Genomic DNA, 17,808 nt, shown 5'->3' with positions numbered 1-17,808 from the left:
TTCAGCATCATGAAACTAATCCCGCTCCTATTCCTGCTGGCTCTTGGTAGCCCAGCCACGCTTGCACAGGTACGTCCGATGGCCAAAGCCGGTCAGGAAGTCCACGTATGGGCCTATCCAGTCAAAGCAGGCAAACAGAAACAATACGAGCATTTCGTGCACGATATCTTCTGGCCAGGTGCTAAGAAGCTCTCGGCCCCAGGCCAACGGGTATTCCGGCAAACGCGCGTGATGCACCCTACGCAGGCCAACCCCGACGGCACCTACACGTACCTATTCATCATGGACCCTTATATCAAAGGCGAAGACTATGATATCGAATCGCTGATCAAAAAAATGTACGGCGCGAAGCAGGGTGCTACGTATTACAAGCTCTTCACCGATGCCACAGTAGCCGGCAAGGATGTGGGCTATCGCGTTACGCAATCGGCCGATTGAGTCAGCCAATAAGGACATGCGATGCTTCCATCACTTGCTTACCAGCGCTCGAGGTTCAATCGTAAACCTCGCTCAGCTCTCAGCTTGTAAACAGGCTGGCTCATCGGTTTTTATGATTCAGTAGCTAGTGAACGTCGCTGTTGTAGGGAACAGCCATGCTCAATGGCGTAAAAGAGCCGGTTGCCTGGTTATAGCGCCTGATTATCTATCACATAAGCTACGTGCGCTATTTCTAACGGTCGTCTTCCTCTAAATACCGCCTTCTTTTTATGTTAAAATCACTTGTTCTCTGCCTGCTGCTAGCGCTAACGATCACCTATACAAAGGCGCAAACAAACCCGTCGAAAAAGATGAACATGCTCGTACACATTACCTGTGGCCCCACCGACCCAACCCGCGCCGCCCTGGGCTTTCTGGTAGCCAAAACCGCCCTTGCCGAAGGGCATACCGTTACGCTGTTCCTGGCAGGTGACGCGGCGGTGTTGCTCCGTAACGCCGAACTCGACAAGGTAGAAGGCCTTGGGACCGGCAAACTGCGTGAGCATTTCGACGCCATCGTAAAAGCGGGCGGACGATTCTACGTGTCGGGCATGTCGGCGAAGGCGCGGGGTATAACCGAGGCCGACCTAAAAGGAAAGTCCGCCGAATTTGCCATGCCTACGAAACTGGTCCAGTTGGCGGCCGACAGCGACCGTATGTTTAGCTACTAACAATCAATGCAACTTCTGATGGATGAATCGATATCAAGGCGCAGCCTCCTGACGCAGGGAACGGTGGCTACCGCCGGGCTTCTGAGTTGGCCAGCTGACCTCCCTGCTAGTCTATTGCTCACAAAAGACGTACCTGAGCCCGACGAAGCTGCCTTGCTGCGGCACGAAGTCACGGTGGTGCGTGAGATGGCTAAATCAGCGTACGAGTTCTTATGGCAAATCATGACCGGCATCGACGAAAAGGAAGCCGACTGGAAGCCAAACCCGGAGTCGAATTCAACGCGCTGGATGGTTGAACACCTGTGCTGGTTTGAGCAATGGGCTGCCGATACCATCGAAAATAAAGGCCGCTACCTCACAGATAAGAAGCCCGGAAAATTATCAGAACCTTCTTTAACAGCGCTAAAAGCGCGGTTTGACGCCGACTTCGACCGGCTGGATCAGCTGTCGGCAAAGCTGACGCCGGAGCAATTGAAACGGGAAATTACGTTTGTGGGGCGTTTTCCAACTACCATTCGGAATATGCTCCGAATCCACGTCTCACACCTGTCGGGTCACCTCTACCAGATCCGGTATGTGCGGGGTACGTATAGCCGCGTGTTCCATACCAACAAAGCAATTTTCGACCCTTGGTGAACTGTTTGAATTGCCTGGTTCAGCTACGTACCTAGTGATAACCGAGGATGAGAACGGCAGTAATAACTCCTGATGTAGTTAACGAAGAGAGTCGACGGTATGTCTTCTGATGTATGACTATGTCGTTGAACATCGGGAAGCACACCAACACGGAATCGAGGTCTAATTGATGAGCGAACGGTCCCGGTGGTTCGTAGGGTCGTGCGTACCTTCGCCGCCCTATGACTACGCCTGACCAAACCACCGAACACATTGTGATGCAGGCCGATTACGACACCGTACTGGCCAGCCTACCACCCACCGGCACAGACGGACAACAGATCGCATCGGCACCCGTCATGACCCGCGAATACCGCCTCAACACCAGCGACACCATCAACGCTGGCAAGTGGCTTATGTGGGCCGTTGCGCCCAAACCCATTCTCTTCACCTGGCAAAACGGCGCGTGGCAGCCACCCGCTACGCTTGTCGTTCGGCGTAGCTGATGGCAGTAGGCAAGGTAAGGTTCTGCGTTTTGGGCATACGTTCTTTTGCTCATCACGCACGTTTTCGTTTATGAAACCTTACCTATTCCTGCTTCTTTGCCTGCTAAGCTACCCGACGCTGGCTCAGCCCGCCAGGCAAACGACGTATTGTAACCCCATCGACCTCGATTACCGCTACAACTTCGAGCAACAGAACGAAGGCATCTCTTACCGGTCCGGGGCCGATCCGGTCATTATCCGGCATAAGGATGCGTACTATATGTTCGTCACGATTCAGGGCGGCTACTGGCGGTCGACGGATCTGGTCAACTGGAAATACATCACCCCGTCGATGTGGCCGATGGAAGATATGTGCGCCCCGGCAGCCGCGTCGGTTGGCGACACGCTCTATCTCTTTCAGTCGACGTTTCAGCAGCGACCCATTCTGATCTCCACGGCGCCCGAGACCGGTAAGCTGCAATTCTACAATCGCTGGTTACCGCAGTTGCCCAAAGACATTGGGCCCTGGGACCCAGCACTGTTTCATGACCCCGACACCAACAAATGGTACATGTACTGGGGGTCGTCGAATGTGTATCCGCTGTTTGGGGCCGAACTCGACAAAAACCGGCAACTCACCTACGCCGACCGCAACCCGGCTAATGCCTACAAGCCCATGTTCTGGCTCGACCCCTGGGTGCACGGCTGGGAACGCTTCGGCCCCAACCATGCCGATCTGGTCAAACCGTTTGTGGAAGGTGCCTGGATGACGAAACATAACGGCAAATATTACCTGCAATACGGCGCACCCGGCACCGAATACAACGTCTACGCCAACGGCACCTACGTGGGCAATTCGCCGCTGGGTCCCTGGGAATACGCACCCTATAACCCCATTGCCTACCACCCCGGTGGCTATGCCGTGGGCTGTGGGCATGGCAATACGTTTCAAGATGCCTACGGCAATTACTGGAACACAGGTACGTCGTGGATTGGGCTGGTGTGGGCGATGGAGCGCCGCATGGTGATGCACCCTGCTGGCTTCGACAAGACGGATCAACTCTATGCCGATACCCGCTTTGGCGACTGGCCCCACAAGCTACCCACCCGGAAATGGGACACGCAAAATGGCCCCATCGCCGACGACACGTTCACAGGCTGGATGCTGCTGAACTACAAAAAGCCGGTCACGGCCAGCTCCACGCTCGACACGCTACAGGCCTCATTCGTCAATGACGAAAACGTGCGCACCTTCTGGGCTACCCGCAACAAACCCGGCGAAACCCTCACCGTCGACCTGGGTAGCGAGCAGACGCTCCGGGCCGTGCAGGTAAACTACGTCGACCATAAGAATACGATTTTCAAAACGGATGCGTCGGTCTATACCCAGTTCAAAATTCTGGGCTCGGCGGATGGCAAACGCTGGCGCACACTGGCTGACCTTACCGATACCACCCGCTACGGCAAACGCGACCGGGCCAGTGCTTACGTGGAGTTGGCACAACCCGAAAAAGCCCGGTACGTTCGCTACGAGCATGTTTACACGGCGGGACCCTATCTGGCAATCAACGGGTTTCGCATTTTCGGAAAAGGCACGGGCAACGTACCTAGCGTACCAACCGGCCTGATCGCTAAACGCCAGCCCGACGACCGCAACGCCGACCTGAGCTGGCAGCCAGTGCCGGGTGCCGTGGGCTACAACATCCGCTGGGGTATCGCGCCCGACAAGCTGTACCAGACCTACCAGTTCTGGGCCGATGACCCCATGGGCAAACCAAACCGCCCGTTTGAACTGCGTGCCCTAAACCGGGGGGTGCCTTATTACTTCGCCGTCGAAGCCTTCAACGAAAACGGCGTATCGGCGCTAAGCCCGGTGGTGGCGGATGGGTATGTGAAGAAGTAAGTTCAAGGTCAATGTTCAAAGTCCAAAGCACAGAGGACTGCCCAAGTCCGTTGAACATTGAACCTTGGACGTTGAACCTTGAACACTAATAGTCAATCTGTTCATCGGCCAGTAACTGACCAATATTGAGCGTACAGCCATCGAGCACCTTGATGGTTTCCGACCAGTCGACTACGTACCAGGTAGGGTCGTTTCGGTCGATAACGTATGTTTTCTGTACGTTCGTCACAATCCAGAGCACACGTTCCACACCAAAGTCGAGCAGTTTACGCGCTTTCTGCATGAGATAGCCGTCGTTTCCGTTCTCGAACTCGGCCACATCAGCTTTGATATCGACTTCGATGACCACCTTTGGCGGCACCTCGAAGTACTTGCCACGCAGTTTACCGACGCTGGCCTTCTCGTAGATCACAATGTCATTGCCAAGGTTATCATTCGTCGCCAGATGAAGACCAGCTTCATTTGTAGCCAAGAGGTACTCTTTTCGGTCAATTAGCCCATACAGCGTACCATGTAAGATAGATACCAATACCCCTTGTAAATCTGAACATGACATGACTTCCTGGATGGTTTTTTTGCCAGCCATAACCTCCCGGTAGCCTTTATAATACACAGGTTTCCCGGCCCACATCTCGTAGATAAGGGCCGACGGTACGGTACGGGCCGGTGAACGGCGTGGTTTTTTCTCAGCGACCATGTTGGGCAATCAGTTGAGTGCTACGACAAGTTATACAGAAAAAGCCGCTTTCTCAAATAGGGTTCCCGGTCGTATTTTGCAGGTCTGATGCTTCATCGTTCTGCTCCCCGATCGTTCTGGATTCCCCGCGACAAGCCCTATCTGTGGGTGGCGCTGGGTACGTTACTGCTGTATATCCTCCCCTACCTCTGGCTGGGCGAAGGGGCGTACCTGACCATCCACGACAACCTCGACAGCGATTTCCTGTACCTGCGGCTACTGGCACATAGTGGCAAAGCCGTTACGTTCGACTCAGCAGCCCTACTTCCCAGCGTGATGAATGGCCTGCCTCGTGCCGTGTTGCGGTCGGGTTTGAATCTGGAAGTGCTGACCTACGCCCTGCTCCCCCCCTACGGTGCCTGGCTGGTCAATTTTGCGCTGATTCACGCCATCGGTTTCGTAGGCATGTATGCGCTGCTCCGCTGGTACATACTGCCCGATACGTCCCACGCGCCCATCCGCGTGGGTGTGGCCCTGCTGTTTGCGCTGGTGCCGTGCTACACGGTACATGGTGCGAGCATAACCGGCCAACCGCTGCTGCTGCTGGCTTTTCTGAATCTGCTGAACCGGCGGGCATCGTGGCGCGACTGGCTTATTGTCGGGCTGTTTCCGTTCTATTCGTTTCTGGTGTGGTCGGGCTTATTTGCGGGGTTATTGCTGGCCGGGCTGGGTACGTTGGTGATGGCACGGCGGCGCGCTATCGTATGGCCGTATGTGGGCGCGCTGGCTCTGCTGGCGGGATTATATGTGGTATCCGAATGGCAGTTGCTGTACGCTTTCGTCACCCAAACGTATGTCTCGCACCGCACCGAATACGACTACGCTCAACTCATGCCCATGACGGTATGGGCTAGCCTGAAAGCAGCCTTCTATGGCTTCATTCAGACACAGTACCATGCCGGCGCGTTCTATACGCCGCTGATTCTACTGAGCAGTCTGTGGGTGGTGGCGGTCGGTTGGCGGCAGCGCAAGGCAGCGGTTCAGCTGTCGGCCATGCAATACCAGACCATCCTGCGTCTGAGCGTGCTTATTGGCCTTATCTGCCTATGGCATGGCTTTTACCGGTTCCCAGCTGTTTGGGCGGGGGCAGGCAGCCTCCCACAGGCCTTCCAGTTCGACCGCTTCTATTTCATGCTGCCGTTTCTGTGGCTGCTGCTATTTGCGCTGAGCCTGCGCGAGCTTGTATCAACGGGCTGGGTAGTGCCGAGTCTGTTGGCGGGCCAGCTGGTCGTGATGGGATTGGCCAATACCGAATGGCGCATCAATGTAGCGAAAATGGCAGGCGTCGATAACGAAGCAACGTACCCAGCCTACCGGGCGTTTTTTGCGGAGCGGCAGTTTACCCAAATCAGCAATTACACCGGCCTGGCACTGGCCAGCTACCGGGTCGTCAGTGTGGGTATTCCCCCGACGGTGGCGCTGTACAATGGACTTTATACACTCGACAGTTACCAGAACAACTACCCACTCCCCTACAAGCACCTGTTTCGGCGCGTGGTGGCGGCCGAACTGGCTAAAAACACCACGCTACAGACTTATTTCGATTATTATGCCAACCGGTGCTATGCCTTTTCGGCAGAGTTAGGGCTGTCGGAAAAAGACGTGATGGTGTCGAAATACGAACAGCAGGCTATTCAGCAGTGGCAACTGAATACCGATGTGTTGCGGCAACTGGGCTGTCGGTATGTGCTGGCGGGGTTACCCATCCGCAACGCCACGACTCAGCACCTGCGGCTCGAACGCATCTTCTCCGACTCGGAAAGCTACTGGAAGGTGTATTTGTATCGGATATATAATGCACGATGAACGATGTACAACGGGCTGACGCGAAAGTACACTTGCGTCAGCCCATTGTGCATCGTACATTATTCATCGTGCATTAATTCAAATGCACCAGCGCCGATTTGTAGACCCTCGACTCCATGGTGTTGAGCCACTCATTGAAGGCGTCGCTGTCTTCGCGGGCGTTGGTCAGCTCGGCGTCGATCTGCCGCAGTAGAAAATAGAGTTGATGCACGTGGCACCACTGCTGATTGAGCGCTTCGGCCTGATCGGCATTGCCGGGGCGGCGGCGGGCTTCCGACGTGAGGCGGCGCAGGCTCTGGCGGAGGTGAAACCGCAGCGTCATCAATCGGCTGGCGATGGGCAACGAATGTTGCTGTTGTTCTAACTTCGAAATGCCCCGTGATAAAAGCGTGTTGCGCTGATTTAGTTGATCTGATACCACCATCCAGGCCTGATCCGCCTGAAGTGATTCATACGATACGGTTCTCATAGTAGGTTACAGTTACAGAAACAAATCTATTCGTTTGACCGAATAAATCAACCGTTCGTTTAATCTTGAAGTAGATTAAATTTTGCCTAATCGATCATTCGCCAAATTACTTAAGTAGTAGACCAATAATCATTCCAATAAACCATTGTTTTTGTACAATGCCGGAGTGGTAACGTAGGCTTCCTGTCTGGGGTAACTTACGTCTTCGCTCAAGCCATAGATATCGTGCAGTTTACGTTGCCATTTCCCTTGTGATAATCAAGATAAACCCCTACTTTTGCGGACTCATTTTCGGAACACGAATCAAGTCCAATCAATGGCAAACCATAAGAATACCAAGAAAGCTATTCGGAACAGTGCTAAAAAGCGGCTACTGAACCGGTACCAGGCCGTAACCAGCCGGAACCTCGTGAAGAAACTTCGCAGCACCACCGATCACGCCGAAGCCAGCGAACTGCTGAAGACGGTTATCTCGAAACTCGATCGGCTGGCCAAGCGCAACGTCATTCACAAGAATAAAGCCTCGAACAACAAATCGAAGCTGACTCGCTACGTGAACGGCCTCGCTACGGCGGCATAACCCGCTGTTGGTAGTAGTACAGCAAGACCTTATCTGTCAGCGCGGATAAGGTTTTTTGTTTGTATAGTGGCTAAGTTTGGCGGCGGTCGTGCATCGCCACGACCGAGCTTTAAACCTACCGACACGCCATGAACACCTACCAGCCACTGCGCAGCATTAAAAGCTGGGCCGAAGAAGACCGCCCCCGCGAGAAACTGATGTTGAAAGGGACCGCTGCCCTCACCGACGCCGAACTGATTGCCATCCTGATCAACTCCGGCACGGCAGAGCTATCGGCCGTCGACGTAGCCCGGAAGGTGCTGGACGGTGTCGGCAACAACCTGCACGAACTGGCCAAACGGAGCGTGAAAGACCTCTCGAAGTTTCGGGGCATTGGCGAAGCCCGCGCCATCAGCATTGTAGCGGCACTGGAACTGGGCCGACGCCGTCGCGAACAGGCCCCGGTCGAGCGCCGCCGCATCACCTGCTCGCGCGACGCCTACGAGGAAATGCGGCCCTACCTGCTCGACAAACAGCACGAAGAATTCTGGGTGCTGCTGCTCAACCGCGCCAATGAGGTGCTGCGGCCCGTGCAGATCAGCGCGGGTGGCATTTCGGGCACAGTGGCCGATCCGCGCCTGATCTTCAAAGCCGCGCTGGAACACCTGGCGAGTGGCGTCATTCTGTTCCACAACCATCCGTCGGGCAACCTGACGCCCTCGCAACCCGACCGCGACCTAACGCGCAAGCTCAAGGAGGCGGGCCGGGTACTCGACATGCCTGTACTCGATCATCTCATCTTCTCCGACCGAACGTACCTGAGCTTCGCGGATGAAGGCATACTTTAAAACCAGTTTAGAGTTTTCAGTTCAGTGTTTCCAGTTGGCTGGCGCAAGCCTACTAACGCGCCAGCCAACCGGAAACACTGAACTGAAAACTGGAAACCGCTTATGAACATCATCTTCGACCTTGGCGACGTCATCATTCCGATTGATCTGCGGGCGCCCCTTCGCAACTTCGCCACGCTGGCCAACCAATCAGAAGAGGCTATGGAAGCCCTCTGGAAAAAACACGGTATCTGGCAGCAATATGAAACGGGACTTGTCGACGACGAAGCCTTCCGGGCGGCGGTGCGGAATTTGGTGCAACACGATACTACCGGAAACCATGACGCCTCCGACAAGTGGGCCGATGAACTGATCGACACGGCCTGGAACACCGTCCTGCTCGACCTTCCCGTGGAACGTATCGAGCGCATTCAGGCTTTGCAGGGGCAACATCACGGGAGGCCGCCCCGGCTGTTTTTGCTGAGTAATACCAACGCCATCCACATCCGGGAGGTAAACCGTCGGCTGGTTTCGCTGGGCAAACCCACCCTGGAAGAGTTGTTTGAGCGGGTGTTTTATTCACATGAAGTCAAGTTATTGAAGCCCGACCCAGCCATTTACCAGCATGTGCTCACCGAAGCGAACCTTGTTGCCGAAGAAACCGTCTTTCTGGATGATAACCGGGCAAACATCGATGCCGCTGCTTCGTTAGGTATTCGGGCCGTGCACGTGGTGGCGCCCAAAACGATTATCGACTACCTCGCCGAATTAGGAGCTTAAAACGAGTTCAACGTCGATAGCTCAAGGTTCAATAGGGTGATGCGTCGCTTTGAACCTTGAGCTATCGACGTTGAACTTCCCGTTCATGCAACGACCCAATTATCTGCTTCATAGTATTCTGTTTCTGATTACGTTAGCCACTACCACCGCCGCCGGTGCTGAGTGGATCTACGGTCTCAATTTTATCCCGCCCGAATGGTATGCCGACGCCAAAACCATTGCGCAGTATAAGCTGCGGGCACTGGGCTGGCCCGAGTTTCTGGCTGGACTCAACTTTTCAATTCCGTTTCTGACGGTGCTGACGGTACACGAGTTCGGGCATTTTTTCGTGGCGAAAGCCAACCGGGTGCGGGTTACGCTGCCTTACTACATCCCCTTCTGGCTACCGTCGTTTCAGGCGATTGGCACGATGGGCGCGTTCATCCGCATTCAGGATTACATCAACAGCCGCCGCAAGTACTTCGACATTGGGCTGGCGGGCCCACTGGCGGGCTTTATAGTGGCACTTGTGCTGCTGTGGTACGGGTTCACACACCTGCCCCCCATCGACTACATTTTCCAGATTCACCCGGAATACAAGAAGTATGGCCTGCGCTACGGCGAATACATCAACATGAATCTGGCGAAGGGGGGCGGCTCGGCGGTAGCTCTCGGCGATAACCTGCTGTTCTGGTTTTTCAAAACCTACGTAGCCGATGCCAGTTTGTTGCCGCACCCGTTTGAGATGGTGCACTACCCCTACCTGCTGGCGGGTTACCTGTCGCTGTTCTTTACGGCGCTGAACCTGATTCCCATCGGGCAACTCGACGGTGGGCACATCCTGTATGCACTCATTGGGCGCAAACGGTTCAACATGGTGGCGCCGGTGCTGTTTACGGCCTTTGTGTTCTACGCAGGCATTGGTTTCTTCCGCATTTCTGACTTCGCTACCGGCGACAACGCCGCCTTCACCAGTCAGTTGTGGAGCCTGGTTATTTACGTGGGAGCGCTGTTTCTGGCTTTTTCGCGTATCAACGATCAGCCGGTTACGTCGCTGCTGATGGCGCTGGCGGTCGTATTTGGGCAGTTAGTGGTGTCGTATTTCTTCCCGCAGGCAGAGGGGTACATCGGCTTTATGGTCTTTGCCGTCGTGCTTGGCCGGTTTCTGGGCGTATACCATCCCGAAACCGAGCTTGACGAACCGCTCGACACTAAACGAAAACTGCTTGGCTGGCTGGCCCTGCTGATCTTTGTACTTTGCTTCAGCCCCAAGCCGTTTATTTTCAGCTAGAAAACACGGAGTGGATTATGAAATAGGGACTATGAATGATGAATCGGCGTGCCAGTAAGGTTTTAGCGCAACCAATTCATAATCCCTATTTCATAATCCACTATCCCTTAAGTCAACCTATGTCCCTGCTATATAGCCTGTCCATCCTGCTCTACGGTTTGCTGATCCGGCTGGCGGCTCCGTTCAACCGGAAGGCACGGCTGTTGGTGGCGGGGCGGGCCGCATGGCGGGAGCCGTTTCGGGCGAAACCCCTCGACCCCACGCGCCCCGTGGCGTGGTTTCATGCGGCCTCACTGGGTGAGTTTGAGCAGGGCCGGCCGGTGATCGAAGCGCTACGGGCAACGTACCCACAATACCAGATTGTGCTGTCGTTCTTCTCGCCTTCGGGCTACGAGGTGCGCAAAAACTATGCGGGTGCCGACGTGATCACGTACCTGCCCGCCGACACCGCCGCCAACGCCCGCGAGTGGCTGGCCACCGTGAAGCCGCAACTGGCCTTTTTTATCAAATACGAATTCTGGTATCACTACCTCCGCACGCTCAACGAGGCCAATCCCGCCCTGGCTAGACAAGCGGTACCCACGATTTCCTTTTCGGCCATTTTCCGGCCCAATCAGCTCTTCTTCAAACCGTGGGGCGGCTTCTACCGGAAGCTCCTGACGTATTTTCAGGCCATTCTGGTGCAGAATCAGGAGTCGGTCGACTTGCTCCGTGGCATTGGCATTGAGTCGATCCTGGCGGGCGATACCCGTTTCGATCGGGTCGCGCAGGTGGCCGCCAGCAAACGCGACATCCCCGAAGTGGCGACGTTCGTAGACAGCAACGTACCTACGCTGATTGTAGGCAGCGCGTGGGCCGCCGATATGGCCGTGCTCATCCCGATGCTTAATCAGTTTTCGGCCCCTCTCCGCGTTATCATTGCCCCCCACGAAATCAACGACGCCGAGATCGAAGGTTGGCGGACCCAACTCACAGCCCCGTCGGTGCGCTTTTCGGAGTTGACCCCACCCCCGGCCCCTCCCCTCAAAAAAGGGGAGGGGAGCCCTCCTTGGGAGGATACTATATCTCTTGGAGAGCTGCTCCCCTCCCCTTCTTTAAGGGGAGGGGCCGGGGGTGGGGTCCGCTACCTGTTCATCGACAACATTGGCATGCTGTCGTCGCTCTATCAGTATGGGACGATGGCCTACATCGGGGGGGCGTTTGGTAAAGGGCTGCACAACTGCCTCGAAGCGGCGACGTTTGGCTTGCCGCTGCTGTTTGGGCCTAATTACCGCAAGTTTCAGGAAGCCGTCGATCTGGTGGCGCAGGGCGGCGCGTTCGCCATCAACAACACCGACGAACTCACGCAGGCCTTTACTCGCCTCTACGAAAACGCCCCGACACGCGAACGGGCCTGGGCGATCTGTAAAGCGTATGTACTGGATAATGTCGGCGCCACCGAAAAGGTGATGGCCGTGGTGGCGGGGTTAGACCGATAAGGCTCAGGCGACCCTATTTCAGAAACCTTAAAGGCCTGGCGCTACTCCAGCATCTTGATAAAATAGCCGCCTACCACCGACCGGGCCTGGAAACCCACTTTATGGCCGTTGGTGGTCTCGTGCCAGTCGTTGAGTGGAACGCGGTCGGGGCTTTCGGTCGCGAACCGGCGGATGGGCTGAATCAGCGCTTCGAAATCGGCTGGTTTGGTGGCGAGCGTGGCTGTCCAGACAATCCAGTCCGATTTGGTGTAGGTACGTCGGCTGTCGAGGGGCAGGCCGAACGGTTGCTGCTTGGTCAGGTAAAAAGCGACTTCCTGCTGTGCTACCTCGGCCGGGAAGATGTTTAGCCCCAGCAGCTTATCCCAAACCAGATTGTATTTCTGGCTCCACGTACCTGTGTTCTCGAACGTCAGTGTGTAGTGGGTGCCCGACGGGTCTTTCGCCAATTCCATCCATTTTTTGGCCATGTCGCGGGCAAGCGTCAGGTACGTTGTCTCGGTTTGCTTATCGCCCAGTTTACCAGCCAGATAACCGTAGCTCGCAATGCCCATAATGGCCTTAATGCTCAGGTTGGCATTGCGGGCAATGTGGCCGGCAAAATCGTCGGTGCACAGCTGATTGGCCGGGTCGAAGCCTTCTTTCTTCAGGTACTCGACCCAGGTGGTCAATACAGGCCAATGGCGGCGGGCGTAGTTGGCGTTGCCTTCCACGTGCGCCAGCGCGGCCGTTAACACCAGCATGTTGCCGCACTCTTCCACCGGCATGTCTTCGCCGTAGGTTTGCCCCGTCGCAATCGGGTACGTACCCACGTCGTGCGCGGCGAAAGGTTTGGTCCAGCGGCCGCTTTCCGAATACTCGAAGATCGGCTCCATCATGCCTTTCAGCAGTGTCGGATTGTACTTCAGGAATAGCGGTGCCGACGGGTACGTCACGTCGACGGTACCGATGGAACCGTTGCTGAAGTTTTCTTTTGAGAAAAACAGCGGTTGAGGCGCGCCGGTCTGCGCTGGGTTTGCCACCAGCTTATGCGCCGCAATGGCCTGCCGGTACGCCAGTACGCACAGATCGGCATAGGTGGCCCCGCCCGCCTTCAGTGCATCGGCATACAGCGTCTGATCAAAGGCCGTGCAGGCTTTTTGGAGGGTCGGGTAATCGGACTCGGCAGCTTGCAGCGCCTGTTCCATCGCCGCATCGGTGCTCGCTTTGTCGTACCGCCGCCACCAGGCATTGAGTGGCTTTCCGAAATAATTGATCGACTGCCGGTCGTCGTAACCGACCAGCAAATGCCGCTCGACGGGTTTCTCCGATACCATACCCAACGCAAACGACGTCGACAGCACCACCGCGCTATCGGTCAGCATGAGGGGTCGGCCACCCGCCCGGATATCGGAAACGATGCCCTCGCGCTCAAATTGGTTGACTGCACCCGCCAACGTACCGATGCGGTGGCTGATGCCGGGGCTAGCCGGGGCCGCCACATAGAGGTAGCCCCAGTCGATGCGGACGTTGTCGCCTTTCTTACCCAACACCGGTTGTTCGGCCGTACCCACGCGCAGCCAGTTCAGCGCCGATTGCTTCGCCGACCGGGCTTCGGTCCGGCCGCGCCGCCACGTAACCGTCTGACCGGGGTTGTCGATGGCAATGTCCGACGAAGCATCCTGATACAGTTCCACGCGGTGCGGCTTTCCATCGACGGAACGTACCTGATATGAAACGTACTGCACGGGTCGGGAGAGCACATCGAGGTTATCCATCAGCAGCGGGGCCATAAACGTGACTGTCAGCCCGACACCGCCCGCCTCGAACGTGTAGCGCGACTGCGTGGCCGAGAGTTGTTTGCCCGTTTGGGTAGCCGCCCGCAGGTCCAGCGTGCGCTCCTGCAACAGCCCGACGTCGACAAATTGCTGCCCGGACGCGGTACCGCCGCCGAAATTCTGGCTGTGAAAAGCAATCACATTCCGGCCGGGTTTGAGCAACTCGCCGATCGCACGGTTGGTGCTCGTCAGTTCATAACGGGCCGAAACGCCGCTTGCCTGCGCCACCCGCTGCCCGTTGATAAATAGTTCGTAGTTGTCGTTGTAGATGGCACTAACCAGCAGCCGCCCGGCTGGTACCTGATCGAGCATCACCTCGCGACGCACCCAGATGTCGGGCGTTTTCCAGGGCGTGCGATCGGTGGGGCGTGAGCCAAACGGAGCCAGACCACGCTGCCACTGGCTATCGTCGAAATCGGGCTGCATCCAGCGGTCGTTGTCGGGCGCTTCCGTTCGAAAACGGGCTTCCTGAGCCACGCGCGCTCCGGGCCGAACGAGTGTATCGCCCGCAAACGTAGGGTTACCCATGAAACGGTACAGCCGTCCATCGACGCGAATCAGTCCATTGAGGTCATGGGGTCGGCCCGTCCAGTGGCGGGTAGGCTGGTCGTTGAGCTGGTCGCCGAACGACCAGATACTGGTGTATGGGTCGACCGTGATGAGGGGTGTAGCCGGCGGATTCAGCGCCGCGCTGGCGGCGCCGGGCAGTGCCGCAGATGAGTGAATGAGTCGGGCCGTGGGTTGCGCCAGACTGTCGGTTATGTTCATCGTTACGAGAAAAAAGGCAAATACAAGTTTACCCTTAAAACTAGATGACACAACGCAATTATTGTACCTATATAACATATTCATGTACTATTTTAATTTCGGTTAAGCCCAGACCATGTACTATTCAATGCAAAGACTGGCGCGTAGGACACCCCTCAAGGCCAGAACAGAGCTTATTCGAAAAGCACGGGACAAAACAACCAACTGATTGCATCATACAGAGCCGCAATAGGCTTATTCTCCTATATTAAATCTATATTTGATAGAGAGAACGTCATTTCACAGAAATCGACCAGCCTGAAGGCTATCTTTTATCTACTCAATGTTTTATCAGCAGAGCCGGGGCGTTGTTCGTCATTGGCGCACCGTCATTCAGCGGCTATATCTGATTATCGGAGCTGTACTGAGCTTGACGGGTTGTGCAGACCCAACTCCTGAAACAACGTACCGCATTGGTTTCTCGCAACGGACTACCGCCGACACCTGGCGCCGGACGATGCTGGAAAACATGAATCAGGAGCTTTCCTTCACACCGGAAGTAGCGTTTATCGTTAAAGATGCCGGTGGCCAAAGCGCCCGGCAAGCCGCCCAGATTCAGGAGTTTATCGATCAGCGGGTCGATCTGCTTATTGTATCGCCCAATTCGGCGCAACCCATTACCCCTGTTGTCGAAAAGGCCTATCAGCAGGGGATTCCGGTTATCGTGCTCGACCGGCGGACGGCTTCCGATCAATACACAGCTTATGTAGGCGCTGATAACGAGGAAGTGGGGCGCACCGCTGGTATTTACGCCAGCAACCTGCTCAAAGGCCGGGGCACGGTCGTGGAAATTGGGGAATCACCGGGTTCCTCGGCCGATATCGACCGGCACCGGGGTTTTATGGAGGCGATTAAACAAACGCCTGGCATTCAGCTGGCCAGGAAACTGGCTGGTGACTGGGACAAGCAGTCATTCGACGAGCAACTGACCCGCCTTCTGACAGCCCAACCGGCCATCGATCTCATTTTTTCTCAGAACGACCGGATGGCCTTGAAAGCCTACCGCGTCTGTCAGCGGGCGGGTGTGGCCAATCGCGTGAAGATCATTGGCGTAGACGGGCTACCCGGCCTAAATGAGGGTATTGATCTGGTGGACCGGGGAGTCCTTAATGCGACGGTGCTCTACCCCACCGGTGGCCGCGAGGCCATCCGGACGGCGCTGGCGATTCTGAAGAAACAGCCCTTCAAGCGGGAAAACCGCCTGCCCATTACCCTCATCGACTCGACCAACGTGCCGATCATGAAGCTGCAAAACGATAAAGTAATCGAGCAGCAGCTGGACATTGACCGGCAACATAAACGCATCAGCGACCTGAACCGCACGTATTCCAACCAGCGTAATCGGCTCTATGTCACACTGGTCAGTTTACTGATCGTGATTGTGCTGGGTGCCTACGCCCTGTATCTGGTGCGCGAAAAACAGACGGCTTACCAGCGCCTGACGCAGCAGACCGAAGAGATTCGGCAACAGAAAGATCAGATCGAAGCCGTGTCGAAGCAGGCCCGGCTGGCAACGGAAGAAAAGTTACGGTTCTATTCATACATCTCGCACGAGTTCAACACCCCGCTGAGCCTGATTCTGACACCCACCGAGGATATGCTCGCCCGCAAACAGACCGACGGCCGCGAGGTACGTAGCAACTTACAACTCATCCGAAAAAACGCCCATCGCCTGTTACGACTCGTTGATCAGATGCTCGATCTGCGCCGGGCCGACGCCGGGAAGCTGCTGCTACGGGCTCAGGAAGGCGATATCGTTGGCTTCGCGCGTGAGATCGTGCAGGATTTTCAGGCCAAAGCCGACAAGCAACGCATCGACCTTCGATTGCTGACCACGGAGCCACAGCTGTCACTTTGGTTTGATCCTGAAAAGCTGGATAAAGTGCTGTTCAACCTGCTGTCGAATGCCTTCAAATACACGCCGCGGGGTGGGTTTATTCACATTCGTCTGACACGCACAGACGATACCGTTCAGCTTCAGGTGCAGGACAATGGCGAAGGGATGACGCCCGACGAGCAGACGCGCATCTTCGACCTGTTTTATACCAGTACCACCAATTTTACCCTGGGCAATGGCCTCGGTCTGGCGCTGTCGCGGGAATTTGTCACCTTACATCATGGTGACTTGCAGGTAGCGTCTGTGAAAGACAAGGGCACCACGTTTACCCTGACGCTGCCGCTGGGCAACGCTCACCTCGATACGTCTGAGCTCGGGCCAATGGGTTCACCCGCCGCTTATCTTCCCACCAACGACGAGTGGCCGCAAGCCGAGCCGGTGTTGACCCCGTCGATCAGTCGAAAGAAAGCAGGTACGTTGCTTATCATCGAAGATCACGACGACTTGCGGCAGTATTTGGCTAACCGGCTGGGCGACCGCTTCGAGATCTTGGCCGAGTCGTCGGCCGAGCGGGGTTGGGAGCAGATCTTAGACACCCTTCCCGACCTGATTATCAGCGACATTATGTTGCCGGGCGTCAGCGGTCTTCAACTCACACAACAGATCAAAGCCGATTTCAGAACGTCGACCATTCCGGTCATTCTACTGACGGCCAAAGGGCAGATGGACGAGCGGATCGAAGGTACCCGTGCCGGAGCCGATGCCTACATTGCCAAGCCGTTTCAGATGACGTACCTGCTCGAAACGATCAACACCATTCTGGCCAACCGCGAAAAGTGGCAGAACCGGTATACGGGCGATTATTTGGCCAAAACCGAAAACCGGCAGGAGAAGAAGTTCCTGAACGAACTAACCGCCCTGATTGAGCAGCACCTCACCGACCCGGCTTTTGGCGTGGAGCAGTTGAGTCGCGAAATGGGCCTGTCGCGCGTGCAGCTCTACCGAAAAGCGCAGACCCTGCTGGGCAAAAACGTGAACGACTATTTCGCCGAAATCCGCCTGAAAAAAGCCAAAGTGCTGCTGACAGAAACCGGTAAACCCATTGCCGAGATTGCCTACGAAACCGGTTTCAGTTCACCCGCTTACTTCACGACCTTTTTCAAGCAACACACCCAGCGTACGCCGTCGGAGTTTCGGAAAGCGGCGGTTGCCTGATTGGCCGGTACGTTGCCCGCCCCTATTCGGCCTGAGGTCATACAAGGCCACAACCAGCC

At 55.9% G+C, this 17,808-nt stretch carries 15 protein-coding genes; 12 read left to right on the top strand and 3 right to left on the bottom strand.

Annotated elements, in window-relative coordinates:
- Positions 1–9 precede the first annotated feature (9 nt).
- From ACAW74_RS15320 to ACAW74_RS15300, 5 genes are all read left to right on the top strand, one after another.
- The gene (locus ACAW74_RS15320) at positions 10–438 is read left to right on the top strand and encodes a hypothetical protein (protein WP_370699080.1); all 429 of its coding nucleotides are present in this window, start codon (positions 10–12) and stop codon (positions 436–438) included.
- Positions 439–707: 269 nt separating this feature from the next.
- Entirely contained in the window at positions 708–1,148 is a 441-nt protein-coding gene (locus ACAW74_RS15315; protein WP_370699079.1) for a DsrE family protein, read from the top strand.
- 18 nt (positions 1,149–1,166) lie between these two features.
- Complete coding sequence (locus tag ACAW74_RS15310) at positions 1,167–1,784, top strand: DinB family protein (protein ID WP_370699078.1); 618 nt, start codon at positions 1,167–1,169, stop codon at positions 1,782–1,784.
- A 221-nt stretch (positions 1,785–2,005) separates the two neighbouring features.
- Positions 2,006–2,269 carry a hypothetical protein gene (locus tag ACAW74_RS15305; RefSeq protein ID WP_370699077.1) on the top strand — a complete coding sequence of 88 codons (264 nt, stop codon included), beginning with the start codon at positions 2,006–2,008 and terminating at the stop codon, positions 2,267–2,269.
- Between the two features lie 70 nt (positions 2,270–2,339).
- Entirely contained in the window at positions 2,340–4,151 is a 1,812-nt protein-coding gene (locus tag ACAW74_RS15300; RefSeq protein ID WP_370699076.1) for a family 43 glycosylhydrolase, read from the top strand.
- An 85-nt stretch (positions 4,152–4,236) separates the two neighbouring features.
- Here ACAW74_RS15300 and ACAW74_RS15295 read toward each other — a convergent pair whose 3' ends face one another.
- On the bottom strand, positions 4,237–4,848 hold the full coding sequence (locus tag ACAW74_RS15295) for a Uma2 family endonuclease (RefSeq protein WP_370699075.1): 612 nt from the start codon (positions 4,846–4,848) through the stop codon (positions 4,237–4,239).
- A gap of 87 nt (positions 4,849–4,935) precedes the next feature.
- On the opposite strand from ACAW74_RS15295, the gene ACAW74_RS15290 reads away from it, so the two are divergent.
- Entirely contained in the window at positions 4,936–6,693 is a 1,758-nt protein-coding gene (locus tag ACAW74_RS15290) for a DUF6044 family protein (RefSeq protein ID WP_370699074.1), read from the top strand.
- A 73-nt stretch (positions 6,694–6,766) separates the two neighbouring features.
- Here the strand turns inward: ACAW74_RS15290 and ACAW74_RS15285 are convergent, their stop codons facing one another.
- The gene (locus ACAW74_RS15285; RefSeq protein ID WP_370699073.1) at positions 6,767–7,162 is read right to left on the bottom strand and encodes a hypothetical protein; all 396 of its coding nucleotides are present in this window, start codon (positions 7,160–7,162) and stop codon (positions 6,767–6,769) included.
- A 316-nt stretch (positions 7,163–7,478) separates the two neighbouring features.
- Here ACAW74_RS15285 and rpsT point away from each other — a divergent pair, with 316 nt between their 5' ends.
- The 5 genes from rpsT (at position 7,479) to ACAW74_RS15260 (ending at position 12,076) form a co-directional block, all read left to right on the top strand.
- A complete protein-coding gene (gene rpsT, locus ACAW74_RS15280) occupies positions 7,479–7,742 on the top strand; it encodes a 30S ribosomal protein S20 (protein WP_370699072.1) in 264 nt (87 codons plus the stop codon).
- A gap of 128 nt (positions 7,743–7,870) precedes the next feature.
- Entirely contained in the window at positions 7,871–8,569 is a 699-nt protein-coding gene (gene radC, locus ACAW74_RS15275; protein WP_370699071.1) for a RadC family protein, read from the top strand.
- A 102-nt stretch (positions 8,570–8,671) separates the two neighbouring features.
- Positions 8,672–9,328 (top strand): HAD family hydrolase, encoded by a 657-nt coding sequence (locus ACAW74_RS15270; protein WP_370699070.1) that lies wholly within the window; start codon positions 8,672–8,674, stop codon positions 9,326–9,328.
- An 85-nt stretch (positions 9,329–9,413) separates the two neighbouring features.
- Positions 9,414–10,598: a site-2 protease family protein gene (locus ACAW74_RS15265; protein WP_370699069.1), complete on the top strand. Its 1,185-nt coding sequence runs from the start codon at positions 9,414–9,416 to the stop codon at positions 10,596–10,598.
- A 119-nt stretch (positions 10,599–10,717) separates the two neighbouring features.
- A complete protein-coding gene (locus ACAW74_RS15260) occupies positions 10,718–12,076 on the top strand; it encodes a 3-deoxy-D-manno-octulosonic acid transferase (protein WP_370699068.1) in 1,359 nt (452 codons plus the stop codon).
- A 41-nt stretch (positions 12,077–12,117) separates the two neighbouring features.
- Here the strand turns inward: ACAW74_RS15260 and ACAW74_RS15255 are convergent, their stop codons facing one another.
- A complete protein-coding gene (locus ACAW74_RS15255; protein WP_370699067.1) occupies positions 12,118–14,658 on the bottom strand; it encodes a glutaminase family protein in 2,541 nt (846 codons plus the stop codon).
- Between the two features lie 322 nt (positions 14,659–14,980).
- Between ACAW74_RS15255 and ACAW74_RS15250 the strand changes: the two genes are divergently transcribed.
- On the top strand, positions 14,981–17,749 hold the full coding sequence (locus ACAW74_RS15250; RefSeq protein WP_370699066.1) for a hybrid sensor histidine kinase/response regulator transcription factor: 2,769 nt from the start codon (positions 14,981–14,983) through the stop codon (positions 17,747–17,749).
- The last annotated feature ends 59 nt before the right edge of the window (positions 17,750–17,808 follow it).

This window comes from Fibrella musci (assembly GCF_041321105.1).
Classification (GTDB): Bacteria; Bacteroidota; Bacteroidia; order Cytophagales; family Spirosomataceae; genus Fibrella; species Fibrella musci.
The sequence above is the reverse complement of the archived record's forward strand: the minus strand, read 5'-3'. Positions and strand labels throughout refer to the sequence as shown.